Source organism: Thiobacillus sp. 65-1402, assembly GCF_001897685.1.
GTDB lineage: Bacteria > Pseudomonadota > Gammaproteobacteria > Burkholderiales > Thiobacillaceae > Thiobacillus.
On the sequence record NZ_MKUG01000063.1, the window covers coordinates 36,184 to 47,892 of the forward strand.

The window sequence follows — 11,709 nt, forward strand, 5'->3', positions numbered from 1 at the left end:
CCCATGCCGCGTCCGACCACGCAGGGCTACTATGCGTCGCACTGGCGCAGCCTCGATTACTTCAATCTGTATCGCCTGACCCTGGCAGTGGCGCTGGTGTTCACCGGGCTGCTGTTCGACGCCTCGGATCTGTTCCGCGCAGGCTCATCCGAGCGTTTCCAGGCCTTCGCCTACGCCTATCTGCTGATCGCGGCGCTGTTTGTGCTGGGCATACGCGCGCGCTGGCCGGGATTCCAGATCCAGCTCACCGCCCACATCACCGCCGATATCGTGCTGGTGATGCTGATGATGTCGACCAGCGAACGGCTGGCAGGCGGCATGGGCCTGCTGCTGGCGATTTCCATCGCCTCGGGCGGCCTGGTGGGCAGCGGGCGGCTGACCCTGCTGTATGCGGCGATGGCGTCGATCGCCGTGCTGCTGCAGCATGCTTTCAGCATTCTTGGCGGCAGCCAGAGGATGGACAGCTTTTTCCAGGTCGGGCTGCTGTGCGCCGGCTATTTCGCTATCGGCTGGCTGGCACACGCGCTGACCCGGCGTGCGCTGCAGTCGGAAACGCTGGCGCAGCGCCAGGCCGACGAACTGGCGCTGCTGAACCGCATCAACGCGCTGGCGATCGAGAACTCGCCCGACGGCCTGCTGGCGGTGCGCGGCGACGGCGTGGTGCGCCACGCCAGCCCGCGTGCGCTGGCGCTGCTCGGCATCGCGGCGCCGCTGGTGCCTGGCGTCACCCGGCTGGCCGACTGCGCGCCCGAACTGGCGCGCGCCCTATCGCAGCAATGCGGCCCCCGGACCGCGCATACCCTGAGCACCCAGGCTGCGCAGTTACGCATACGCTGCATCCCGCTTGCGACGCCGGACGACAGCCGGGTGCTGGTGCTGGAAGACCAAAGCCAGGCCGAGCAGGCGGCGCAACGGCTGAAGCTGGCGGCCTTGGGGCGGCTCACCGCCAATATCGCGCATGAAATCCGCAATCCGCTGTCGGCCATCAGCCAGGCAGCGCAGCTGCTGCGCGAGGACACGCACGATCCGGCGCAGGCGAAACTGACCACCATCATCGAAAACAACACCCGCCGTCTCGACCGTCTGGTGGAGGAGGTGCTGACGCTCAACCGGCGCGACCGCCTCAACCCGGTTGGCTTCGAGGGCGCGACGCTTGCCGCCCTGATCGACGAGCTGCGCCAGACTGAAGAAATCCCGGCGGACGCCGTCATAGTCAGCATGTCCGATACCGCGCGCTTTCAATTCGACCCCGACCACCTGCGCCAGATCGTGTGGAATCTGCTGCGCAATGCATGGCGCTTTTGCCGCAAGCAGGCGGGAAGCATTCATATCCGCCTGCTGACCCAGAGCGACGCCGCGCAACTCGAGATCCGCGACGACGGCCCGGGGCTGACGCCGGAACACCAGGGCAGGCTCTTCGAACCGTTTTTCACCACCGATGCGCAAGGCACCGGGCTCGGCCTGTTCCTCGCGCGCGAGCTGGCCGAGGCCAACCACGCGGTGCTGGCCTACGTGCCCGGCACGGATGGCGCGTGCTTCCGTCTCAGCGTGCACGGCAGGGAGTAGAGATGGCCGCCTCTCCGCGCATTCTGCTGGTGGACGACGAGCCCGACCTGCTCGACCTGATGGAGCTGACGCTGGTCAAGATGGGGCTGGAAACCGATCGCGCGAACAGCGTGGCCGAAGCGCAGACCCGCCTGGCGCAGGCGCATTACGACCTCTGCCTTACCGACATGCGGCTGGGAGACGGCGAAGGGCTGGAAGTGGTCGCCTGCGCCAGTGCGCTGACGGCGCCGGTTCCGGTGGCCGTCATCACGGCCTACGGCAACGCCGGCAATGCGGTCGCGGCACTCAAAGCCGGGGCGTTCGACTACCTGGCCAAACCCGTGGCGCTCGACCAGCTGCGCGCCTTGGTCAAATCCGCGCTGAACATTCCCGAAGCCGCACAGGCAGACGTGACTGCGCGCGACCTGATCGGCCAGTCGGCGGCCATGCAGGAAATCCGCGCCCGCATCGCCAAGCTCGCGCGCACCCAGGCGCCGGTGCATATCGCCGGCGAATCGGGCAGCGGCAAGGAACTCGCCGCGCGGCTGATCCACCGGCTGGGCAACCGCTCGGACAAACCCTTCGTCGCCGTCAATTGCGGCGCGATCCCGGAAACGCTGATGGAAAGCGAATTTTTCGGCTATCGCAAAGGCGCGTTCACCGGCGCCGACACCGACCGCAGCGGATTCTTCCAGGCGGCCGACGGCGGCACCCTGTTCCTCGACGAAGTCGCCGACCTGCCCTTGTCGATGCAGGTGAAGCTGCTGCGTGTGCTGCAGGAAAAAAAGGTGCGCAAGGTCGGCGCCACCGCCGAAGAGGCGGTTGACGTGCGCATCGTCAGCGCGACCCACCAGAATCTGGCCGCGCTGGTGGAGGCCGGGCGTTTCCGCCAGGACCTGTATTACCGCCTCAACGTCATCGACCTGGTGATGCCCAGCCTGCGCGAGCGCGCCGAAGACATCCCCGAAATGGCGCGTTTCCTGCTCGACAAGCTCGGCGGCGCCGAGGTCAGACTCGACCGCGATGCCGAAAAGGCGCTGCGCGCCTACGCCTTCCCGGGCAACGTACGCGAACTCGAAAACACCCTGGAGCGCGCGCTGGCATTGTGCGAAGACCGCCACATCCGCAGCGCCGACCTCAACCTTGCGCCGGCCCAGCTCCCGGCCAGCGCCGCCTCCGGCTGCAAATATCCGCTGCAGGATTACCTCGACCAGACCGAGCGCGCGGCCATTCTCGAAGCACTGGAACAAACGCGCTACAACAAGACTGCCGCCGCGCGCGTGCTCGGCGTCACCTTCCGCAGCCTGCGCTACCGCCTGGAGCGGCTGGGCATCGAATAGCGCAGCGCACCCAGTCGCCAAGACCCAACCATCCAGATGAAAAAAACCCGCAATCCTGATGGATGCGGGTTTTACTGGATGTCTGGTGCCGCTTGTCGGAATCGAACTGACGACCTACCGCTTACAAGGCGGTTGCTCTACCAACTGAGCTAAAGCGGCGACGGCGACATTATAACGACGTCGCGCGACGGATAGTCCGATTACTTGACGACTTTAAGCGAGGGTCTGCCCTTGGGCGGAGCCGGCGCATCGCCTGGCGCGGGCGGCGGCGTCTGCCCGGGCGGCGGCGCGGATGCGTCGACCGGTTCGAAGTGCAGGCCCTGGCCGTTCTCGCGCGCGAAGATGGCGGCCACCCGATCTACCGGAATGGAAATCTCGTGCGAAACGCCGCCGAAGCGCGCGGAAAACTGGATCCAGTCGTTGTCCAGGGTGAGATTGCGAGTGGAGGCCGCGCTGATGTTCAGCACGATCTGGCCGTCCTTGACGAAGCCGGGCGGCACGCGAGTGCGGCCGTCCACCGCAACCAGAAGTTGCGGGGTGAAACCCGAATCCGTGCACCATTCATAGAGTGCGCGGATCAGATAAGGCTTGGTTGAAATCTCGGCCACCCGCCCTCGCCCCTTACTTGCGCAGCGCCTTTTCGGTGGGCGTCAACGCGTTGATGAAGGCCGGGCGGCTGAACAGGCGCTCGCGGTACTTGAGCACCGGCGCCGCCATTTTCGGCAGCTCGATGCCGTAGTGCTCAAGACGCCACAGCAGCGGAGCGATCGCCACGTCCAGCATGGAGAACTCGTCGTTCATCAGGTATTTCTGCTTGGTGAGGATAGGCGTGAGCTGCGACAGGCTGTCGCGGATTTCCTGGCGCGCCTTGTCCGACCCCTTGCCGAGGCTGTGCTCCAGCGTGTTGACGTGGGTGAACAGGTCGTGCTCGAAGTTGAACAGCACCAGCCGCGCGCGCGCGCGCATGACGGGGTCCGGCGGCATCAGCTGCGGGTGCGGGAAGCGCTCGTCGATGTATTCGTTGATGATGTTGGACTCGGTCAGAACCAGGTCGCGCTCGACCAGCACCGGCATCTTGCCACTGGGGCTGATGCTGGCGATTTCTTCCGGCTTGTTGTGCATGTCCACATCGATGATTTCAAAGTCCATGTCTTTCTCAAACAGGACGATGCGACAGCGATGGCTGTACGGATCGGTGCTACCGGAATACAAGGTCATCATGGCGGGGGCTCCCTATCGTGTTGCGTGTGTTGATGCTTTTTGACTTGAAACCCGGCTGCTTGAGTTTCCAGCCAATAACAACCGGGCTCGGACATTGCATGCTCCGACACGGCCGCGCGGCTTGCGGACTGTGCGTCAGCTTCCTGTCTTTCAAGCGGGTGGGCGCCGGATCGATAAAAGCCAACAGCCGGACACAGTCCGGCTGTTGGCGAGCGGCGTGGCCCGATTCAGTGAATATCTTTCCAGAACTCTTTCTTCAGGTAATAGGCCACCACGAAGAAGACCGCCAGAAAAATCAGCACGATGACGCCGAGCTGCTTGCGCTGGACCTGGGCGGGCTCGCCCATCCATACCAGGTAGTTGACCAGGTCGCCGACCATGGCGTCGTACTCGGCCAGGGTGACGCTGCCGGGTTTGGCCAGTTCGAGGCGATCGATCACTTCATGCTCGCCTTCCTTCTTGTAGCGCGGCACCATTTCACCCTGCAGGTTCCACATTACGTGCGGCATGCCCACCTTGTCGAACACGGTGTTGTTCCAGCCGGTGGCGCGGGTGTCGTCACGGTAGAAGCCGCGCAGGTAGGTGTAGAGCCAGTCGGCGCCGCGCGAACGGGCGATCACGCTGAGGTCGGGCGGGGTGGCGCCGAACCAGGCCTTGCCGTCGGCCTTGGTCATGCCGACCTTCATGGTCTCGCCCGGCTTTTCGCCGGCGAACAGCAGGTTCTCCTTGATCTGGTCTTCGGTCAGGCCCAGATCCTGCAGACGCGAGTAGCGCATGGAACCGGCGCTGTGGCAGTTGAGGCAGTAATTCACGAACATGCGGGCGCCGCGCTGCAGGGAATCCTGGTCGGCCAGATTGACCGGCGCCTTGTCCAGATGAACGCTGGCGCCCGACGCAAAGGCCACCACGGGGGCTGCCGCCAGCAGGAAAAGAAAGTTCTTCAAGCGTTTCATTTAGCCAGTCACCCTTTCCGGTTCCGGTTTGGTTTTGTCAATCGAGGTATACCAGGGCATCAGCAGGAAAAACAGGAAGTAGATCACTGAGAAGACCTGGGCAAATATCGTCGCCACCGGGGTGGACGGCAACAGGCCAAGGTAGCCCAACCCGATGAAGGACACGAGGAACAAAGCAAGCATGATCTTGTAAATCGGGCCGCGATAGCGGATCGACTTGACCTTGCTGCGATCCAGCCAGGGCAGGAAGAACAGCACGACGATCGACAGGCCCATCGCCACCACGCCCGGGAACTGCGAGCCGAACATCGGCGGCACCGCACGCAGAATCGCGTAGAACGGGGTGAAATACCACAGCGGCGCGATGTGCGCAGGCGTCTTCAGCGAGTCGGCCGGGACGAAGTTGTTGGCTTCGAGGAAGTAGCCGCCCATTTCCGGCGCGAAGAACACGATCGCCGAGAACACCATCAGGAAGACGATGACGCCGACGATGTCCTTCACCGTGTAGTACGGATGGAAGGGAATGCCGTCGAGCGGAATGCCGTTGGCGTCCTTGTGCTTCTTGATCTCGACACCGTCGGGGTTGTTCGAGCCGACTTCGTGCAGCGCCACCAGGTGCACCGCGACCAGCGCGATCAGCACCAGCGGCAGCGCGATGACGTGGAAGGCGAAGAAGCGGTTCAGGGTGGCGTCGGAAATCACGTAGTCGCCGCGAATCCAGATCGACAGGTCCTCGCCGATGAAGGGCACGGCTGCGAACAGGTTGACGATCACCTGGGCGCCCCAGTACGACATCTGGCCCCACGGCAGCAGGTAGCCGAGGAAGGCTTCGGCCATCAGCGCGAGATAGATCAGCACGCCGAAGATCCAGATCAGTTCGCGCGGCTTGCGGTAGGAACCGTACATCAGGCCGCGGAACATGTGCAGGTAGACGACGACGAAGAACATCGACGCGCCGGTGGAGTGCATGTAGCGGATCAGCCAGCCCCAGTCGACGTCGCGCATGATGTACTCGACGGACGTGAAGGCGAGCTCCGCGTCCGGCTTGTAGTTCATGGTGAGGAAGATGCCGGTGACGATCTGGATCACCAGCACCAGGAGCGCCAGCGAACCGAAGAAATACCAGAAGTTGAAGTTCTTGGGCGCGTAGTACTCGGACAGGTGCGCCTTGTAGGTGGCGGTGAGCGGGAAACGGTCATCGACCCAACCCATCACTTTTTGCAGGGCAGACATTATTTAAGCTCCTTTTGCGTCTACACCGATCAGCAGCCTGACGTCGCTGAGGTATTGATGAGGCGGAATCACCAGATTGGTCGGGGCCGGCACGCCCTTGTACACGCGTGCGGCGAGGTCGAAGGTCGAACCGTGGCAGGGGCAGAAGAAGCCGCCTGGCCAGTCGCCGCCCATGCCACTGTCGCCACCCAGCTTGAGCTTTTCGCTGGGCGAGCAGCCGAGGTGGGTGCAGATGCCGACCGCCACCAGATATTCCGGCTTGATCGAGCGGGTGGCATTCTTGCAATAGTCGGGCTGCTGCGGCATTTCGCTCATGGCGTCGGCCAGCTTGTCGTCATGCTTGCCCAGCTGGGCGAGCATTTCCTTGGTGCGGTTGACGACCCACACCGGCTTGCCGCGCCACTCGACCGTCAGCATCATGCCCGGCTCGATCTTGCTGATATCGACTTCCACCGGCGCGCCCGCTGCTTTGGCGCGCGCGCTTGGCAGCATGCTCATGACCAGCGGCACCGCCACCCCCACAGCAGCGACCCCCCCAACCGCGCTGGTCGCAGCGATCAGGAATTTTCGTTTACTTGTGTCCACTTTTTGCCCTTCGGCTTCCTGGCTCATGTTTACCTAACCTGAACGTGTTGCGATAAAACCGGCATTCTAACCAAATTGCCCCCTATACTGGAAGTGCAATGTGGCGCCGACTCTGGAAGTTCCCGCCCTGAACTATAATTATTGCGTGGCGGCATCACGCTTTCCTTGACTTACATCAACATGCGCAAACTCTGGTTGCTTTTCGCCCAATCCGCCACGGTGGCTCTGGGCGTGTTGTTCATCATCGTGCTGTTCAAGCCCGATCTCCTGCACTGGCAAAGCCGGCAGCCAGACCTCACCATTCAGCAGGTGCAGCATGCGGCGACCGGCGGACCCGCCGCAAGCGCTTCCTTCGCCCCCGCCGCGAAAAAGGTCATCCCGACGGTGGTCAACGTTTTCACCCAGCAAAAGGTGCGCAGCCCGGCCCATCCCGCGCTGCAGGACCCGATCTTTCGCTATTTCTTCGGCGACCGGCTGGATTCACGGCCGCGCGAGGTATCCAACCTCGGCTCGGGCGTGATCGTCAGCCCGAACGGCTACATCCTGACCAACCACCATGTGATCGAGGCCGCCGATCAAATCCGCGTTGCGCTGGCAGACGGCCAGACGCTGCCGGCACGGGTGGTGGGCGCCGACCCCGAAACCGACCTGGCGGTATTGAAGATCGATACCGACAACCTGCCCGCCATCACCTTCGCCCGGCCCGACAGCCTACAGGTCGGCGACTGGGTGCTGGCGGTAGGCAATCCGTTCGGCGTCGGCCAGACCGTCACCGCAGGGATCGTCAGCGCGCTTGGGCGCACCCATCTCGGCATCAACACCTTCGAGAATTTCATTCAGACCGATGCCGCCATCAATCCGGGCAACTCGGGCGGTGCGCTGGTCGACGCGGCGGGCAATCTGGTGGGGGTCAACAGCGCCATCTACTCGCGCACCGGCGGCTCGCAAGGCATCGGCTTTGCCATTCCGGTCAGCATCGCGCGCCAGGTGATGGAACAGATCGTCAAGACCGGCAGCGTGACGCGCGGCTGGATCGGCATCGAAGTGCAGGATCTGACGCCCGAACTGGCGGAATCCTTCAGCCTGAAAAATGCCGAAGGCGCATTGATCGCGGGCGTGCTGAAAGGCGGCCCGGCCGACGCCGGCGGCATCCGCCCGGGCGACATCCTGCTGGCGGTCAACGGCAATGCCGTGACCGACTCGGCCTCGCTGCTGAACCTGATTGCCGCCCTCAAGCCCGGCATCGACACCCAGCTCACGGTGGCGCGCAAGCAGCAATCGCTGAACCTGAAAGTCCAGGTCGGGCGGCGCCCCATGCAACGTGCGCTGGAGCAGGCGCAGGAACCCGAACTCAACTAGGGCCCGTCAACCCTAATCTCGCGGCCGCATCGTCTGCGTCAGCACCCGCACGCGGGTGGGATAGGCGTAGGCATCCCGCTCCATCGCCGGCAGCTGCCAACCGGCGGCGGTACGCGCCAGCCGCTGCAGCGCGGGATCCGGCAAGCGCAGGCTGGCCAGGATCAGCACATCGGACGGCGAATACAGAGCGCCGTCGGCCAGCGCCGGCTCGGCCTGCAAGGTGGCCAGCAAGGGTCGCGCTTCGCGTCGCCAGCCCTTCCCGCTCCAGAACACCTGCCAGGCGGTATGCGCGAGTTGCCGTGCCCGGGCGCGCGATTGCGCGTTGCCGGTGGCCTCGGCATGATCGAGCAGCCCTTGCACGACATAGGCGTAGTCCTCCAGTTCGGCCTGCGGCAGTATCTGCCCGCGCGCCCTCGCCTTCATCAGATGCCGGCCCCTGACCAGCTGCGCCAGCAGGAATCGCTGCAGATGGTCGGCGCGTTGGCGATAGGCCGGATCGAGTCGAATGGCCTGGCTGAAAGCCGACAGCGCCAAGCCATTCAGGCCGGCATTCAGCTTGTCGTCCCTCGGCAGGCTGCGGGCGCGGCGCAAGGGACGCAGGATGTGCGCGGCATCGGCCAGCAGGCGGCGCTCGTCCGCCGTCGGAGTGCGGTATTCCGCAGGCAGATAACCGTCGTCGAAACTGCGCGCGGCATCGAGCCGCCACACCCGCTGCGCCGCGGCATAGGCTGCGGGCGGCAGGTGCCGCTTCAATTCATCGGGCTCCCACAGATAGGTGGCGCCTTCCCGCCCGGCGGCATCCACCGCCGAGGTGCTGCTGTACAGGCCACCACTCGCATCCAGCAATTCGTCCTGCATGAAATCGAGCGTGCTGCGGGCAATTTCACGGTAACGCGGCTGGCGCAGCACAGTCGCGGCACGCAAATAGAGCATCGCCAGATGCGCATTGTCGTAGAGCATTTTCTCGAAATGCGGCGTGTCCCATCCGGGATCGGTGGTGTAGCGGAAAAAACCGCCGCCGATATGATCGCGCAGCCCGCGCGCCGCCATCTGATCGAAGCTCAGGCGCAGGAATTCGGCCAGCCTGGCGTCCGGCTGCCGTGCCTGGCGCTCCAGCAGGGCATGCAGTTGCGGCGCCATCGGAAATTTGCTGACTTGGCCGAAGCCGCCATGGAGCGTGTCGGCTTCCTGCCAGGCGCCGGCGACGAACTGCTGCCAGGCGCGTGCGCTGCGTGCCGCCGTCAGCGGCGCACCGACGGGCTCCAGCGCAGGCGGCGGTGCCGCCTGCTGCGCCAAACGCCGGATGCCGGCCGAATCCGACGCCCAGCGTGCGGAGAGCTGGGACAGCAGCTTGCTGAAATCATCCGGCGGCGCATACAGCACGACGAACGCCGGATAGCCCTCGGGGGTGACGAAGGCATTCAGCGGCCAGCCCGCCACACCATTGAGCCGCGAAGAAAACTCCTGCAAAGCCTCGTCCAGCCCGTTGTTGAGCTCGCGGTCGACCTTGACCGGAATGAAATCACGATTGAGCAACGCGGCAATCTGCGGGTTCCGGTAGCTTTCGCGCTGCATGACGTGGCACCAGTGGCAGGCGAAGTAGCCCACCGAAACGAACAGCAGCTTGTTCTCGCGCCGGGCGCGGACGAGGGCGTCGGCATTCCATTCCTGCCAGGCCACCGGATCGTCGCCGTGCAGGGCCAGGTAAGGCGACGGATGGCCGGCCAGCCGATTGGCCGGAGCGGCCGCTGCCGGCGTCGCAGGCAGTAGCAGAATCAGCAGCAGGACGGCAGCTGTCGTCGCGCGTTCAAACCCGGACATAGGTCCAGCCTTGCTGGAGCCGGGTGACGATTTCGCCGATGGCCGTCGGCGCCGTCCGGATGGCGGGCAGCAGTTCCACCCGCTGTCCCTCGTCCGTAATCCGGGCGATGGACTGGGCGCATGCCACCCAATGCAGGTTGACATGGCGCTGCTTCATGCGCGCCATGCGCGCGGCGTAGGGACTGTGGCCCGCGCGCATCAGCTGGATGCCGCGGCTGTTGGCGATGACTTCAAGCTGCATCGTCCGCCCCTCCCGCTCCGCTTCGTCGAGCAGGCGCTCGGCCTGATCCAGCACCGCCTGCATCTTGTCCGGCGCGGCGCTGTCGAGATGCAGCATGACCCGGTTCGGGTCGGCCTCGTGCGCCAGGCTGACCGCCCGATAGCCGTCCAGGACGGTGGCCGGCGCGGCGGCCAGCGTACGCGATTCCACGCCGCGCAAGGCCCAGCCGCCGCTCAGTCCGGCAAGCAGAATGAGGCTGCCGAAGGCGCAGCGCTGCACGAACCGGCGCCGCGGCGCGCGGCGCGATTGCCGGCCGGCGGCAGCCGGCGGCGGCTCGGTGTACGCCAGCTTCACCATGCCCCGCAGGCTGCGCAGGGCGCAGACGCGCTGCGTCAGTTCCGCATCCCCGTGCATCCTGGCGATGAGCTTTTCGCTCTCGGCGACGTCGAGTTCGCCATCGATGAATGCATGCAGGATCTCGTCCGAAACGGTCGGGCTCATTTCACCCTCCTCAGCTGCGGCTGCGCCGCAGGCTGCGGCATTGCCGCATCCAGCAAGCTTTTCAGGCTCGCACGCGCACGCGACAGACGACTCATCACCGTACCGACCGGAATGCCGAGAATCCCGGCCACTTCGGCATAGCCGAATTCTTCCAGGTCGACCAGCGTCAGCACCTGGCGCTGCCCCAGCGGCAGGCGCGCCACTGCGGCCCGCACGCAGGCAATCACCTGCTCGCGGTCGCAGCAAGCCTCGGGCGACGCGGCGCCGGATTCGAGCTCGTCCTGCCAGTCCTCGACAGCGTCGAAATCGCGCCGGCTGCGCAGGTGATCGAGCCAGCAGCGATTCATGATCGCCACCATCCAGGCCTTCAGCGCCGTCTCGTCGCGCAGCTGGGCACGCCGCACCCAGGCTTTGGACAGCGTTTCCTGCACCAGATCGTCGGCCAGCGCCGCGTCGTGGCACCAGGCATAGGCGATGCGGTAGAGCACCGGGCGCTGCGCCTCGATGCCGGGGCGGAACGGGCCAAACAGAAAACGGCTGATCATGGTCATGTCGATGTGACGCGGAACAGGGTTCGTTTATTCCAGAAAAATTCGCCTGCCGGAATGGAATAAGCGTGTCACTCGCTGCGTCTTCTTCCCAGGCTTCGATAAAGCCGGTTTATTCAATATATCAATCAGGAGACTCACCATGACACGCACTTTCGCCCCGCTACTGGCCGTTCTGCTGCTGGCAGCCGCCCCCATGGCCCACGCCGCCCCGCCGGCCGAGACTGCGGCCCCTGCCGCCGGTTCGGAAGAAAAGGTGGTCTATCACCTCAACGACAGCGAAAACGCGATGGTCGCCTTGCGCAACGTGCAGAACCACCTCAACGCCAGCAGGGATGTCCATATTGCCGTCGTCGCCCACGGCAAGGGCATCGATTTCCTGC

11 protein-coding genes, 1 tRNA gene and 1 pseudogene are annotated in these 11,709 nt (G+C 64.7%); 4 read left to right on the plus strand and 9 right to left on the minus strand.

Going from position 1 to position 11,709, the window contains the following annotated elements; translation table 11 throughout:
• The first annotated feature begins 3 nt into the window (after positions 1-3).
• Complete coding sequence (locus BGO62_RS05190; RefSeq protein ID WP_296639939.1) at positions 4-1,566, plus strand: ATP-binding protein; 1,563 nt, start codon at positions 4-6, stop codon at positions 1,564-1,566.
• 2 nt (positions 1,567-1,568) lie between these two features.
• Positions 1,569-2,885, plus strand: coding sequence for a sigma-54 dependent transcriptional regulator (locus tag BGO62_RS05195; protein WP_296639940.1), 1,317 nt, complete (start codon positions 1,569-1,571; stop codon positions 2,883-2,885).
• An 83-nt stretch (positions 2,886-2,968) separates the two neighbouring features.
• On the opposite strand, the gene BGO62_RS05200 is transcribed toward BGO62_RS05195, so the two are convergent.
• The 6 genes from BGO62_RS05200 to petA all read right to left on the minus strand — a co-directional run bounded on the left by BGO62_RS05200 (position 2,969) and on the right by petA (position 6,904).
• A tRNA-Thr gene (locus tag BGO62_RS05200) sits at positions 2,969-3,044 on the minus strand.
• 41 nt (positions 3,045-3,085) lie between these two features.
• Positions 3,086-3,493 (minus strand): ClpXP protease specificity-enhancing factor, encoded by a 408-nt coding sequence (locus BGO62_RS05205; protein WP_296639941.1) that lies wholly within the window; start codon positions 3,491-3,493, stop codon positions 3,086-3,088.
• 13 nt (positions 3,494-3,506) lie between these two features.
• On the minus strand, positions 3,507-4,106 hold the full coding sequence (locus BGO62_RS05210; protein ID WP_296639942.1) for a glutathione S-transferase N-terminal domain-containing protein: 600 nt from the start codon (positions 4,104-4,106) through the stop codon (positions 3,507-3,509).
• Positions 4,107-4,333: 227 nt separating this feature from the next.
• Positions 4,334-5,059 (minus strand): cytochrome c1, encoded by a 726-nt coding sequence (locus BGO62_RS05215; RefSeq protein WP_296639944.1) that lies wholly within the window; start codon positions 5,057-5,059, stop codon positions 4,334-4,336.
• Positions 5,060-6,292 (minus strand): cytochrome bc complex cytochrome b subunit, encoded by a 1,233-nt coding sequence (locus BGO62_RS05220; protein WP_296639946.1) that lies wholly within the window; start codon positions 6,290-6,292, stop codon positions 5,060-5,062.
• A 3-nt stretch (positions 6,293-6,295) separates the two neighbouring features.
• Entirely contained in the window at positions 6,296-6,904 is a 609-nt protein-coding gene (gene petA, locus BGO62_RS05225; protein WP_296639948.1) for a ubiquinol-cytochrome c reductase iron-sulfur subunit, read from the minus strand.
• 153 nt (positions 6,905-7,057) lie between these two features.
• Between petA and BGO62_RS05230 the strand changes: the two genes are divergently transcribed.
• On the plus strand, positions 7,058-8,236 hold the full coding sequence (locus tag BGO62_RS05230; protein ID WP_296639950.1) for a Do family serine endopeptidase: 1,179 nt from the start codon (positions 7,058-7,060) through the stop codon (positions 8,234-8,236).
• 12 nt (positions 8,237-8,248) lie between these two features.
• On the opposite strand, the gene BGO62_RS05235 is transcribed toward BGO62_RS05230, so the two are convergent.
• The 3 genes from BGO62_RS05235 to BGO62_RS05245 are packed head-to-tail and all read right to left on the minus strand — an operon-like array spanning position 8,249 to position 11,323.
• Positions 8,249-10,057 carry a DUF255 domain-containing protein gene (locus tag BGO62_RS05235; RefSeq protein WP_296639952.1) on the minus strand — a complete coding sequence of 603 codons (1,809 nt, stop codon included), beginning with the start codon at positions 10,055-10,057 and terminating at the stop codon, positions 8,249-8,251.
• The gene (locus BGO62_RS05240) at positions 10,044-10,778 is read right to left on the minus strand and encodes a hypothetical protein (protein ID WP_296639954.1); all 735 of its coding nucleotides are present in this window, start codon (positions 10,776-10,778) and stop codon (positions 10,044-10,046) included. Before BGO62_RS05240 ends, BGO62_RS05235 begins: the two co-directional genes overlap by 14 nt.
• On the minus strand, positions 10,775-11,323 hold the full coding sequence (locus BGO62_RS05245; protein ID WP_296639571.1) for an RNA polymerase sigma factor: 549 nt from the start codon (positions 11,321-11,323) through the stop codon (positions 10,775-10,777). Before BGO62_RS05245 ends, BGO62_RS05240 begins: the two co-directional genes overlap by 4 nt.
• 145 nt (positions 11,324-11,468) lie before the next feature.
• On the opposite strand from BGO62_RS05245, the pseudogene BGO62_RS05250 reads away from it, so the two are divergent.
• Positions 11,469-11,709, plus strand: a pseudogene (locus BGO62_RS05250) (hypothetical protein); the annotation flags it as partial.

What these genes read in the sequence shown, in the direction of transcription:
- BGO62_RS05190 (WP_296639939.1), top strand. Translation starts at nt 4, where the DNA reads ATGCCGCGTCCGACCACGCAGGGCTACTATGCGTCGCACTGGCGCAGC.
- BGO62_RS05240 (WP_296639954.1), bottom strand. Translation starts at nt 10,778, where the DNA reads ATGAGCCCGACCGTTTCGGACGAGATCCTGCATGCATTCATCGATGGC.
- BGO62_RS05195 (WP_296639940.1), top strand. Translation starts at nt 1,569, where the DNA reads ATGGCCGCCTCTCCGCGCATTCTGCTGGTGGACGACGAGCCCGACCTG.
- BGO62_RS05230 (WP_296639950.1), top strand. Translation starts at nt 7,058, where the DNA reads ATGCGCAAACTCTGGTTGCTTTTCGCCCAATCCGCCACGGTGGCTCTG.
- BGO62_RS05220 (WP_296639946.1), bottom strand. Translation starts at nt 6,292, where the DNA reads ATGTCTGCCCTGCAAAAAGTGATGGGTTGGGTCGATGACCGTTTCCCG.
- petA (WP_296639948.1), bottom strand. Translation starts at nt 6,904, where the DNA reads ATGAGCCAGGAAGCCGAAGGGCAAAAAGTGGACACAAGTAAACGAAAA.
- BGO62_RS05245 (WP_296639571.1), bottom strand. Translation starts at nt 11,323, where the DNA reads ATGATCAGCCGTTTTCTGTTTGGCCCGTTCCGCCCCGGCATCGAGGCG.
- BGO62_RS05235 (WP_296639952.1), bottom strand. Translation starts at nt 10,057, where the DNA reads ATGTCCGGGTTTGAACGCGCGACGACAGCTGCCGTCCTGCTGCTGATT.
- BGO62_RS05210 (WP_296639942.1), bottom strand. Translation starts at nt 4,106, where the DNA reads ATGATGACCTTGTATTCCGGTAGCACCGATCCGTACAGCCATCGCTGT.
- BGO62_RS05215 (WP_296639944.1), bottom strand. Translation starts at nt 5,059, where the DNA reads ATGAAACGCTTGAAGAACTTTCTTTTCCTGCTGGCGGCAGCCCCCGTG.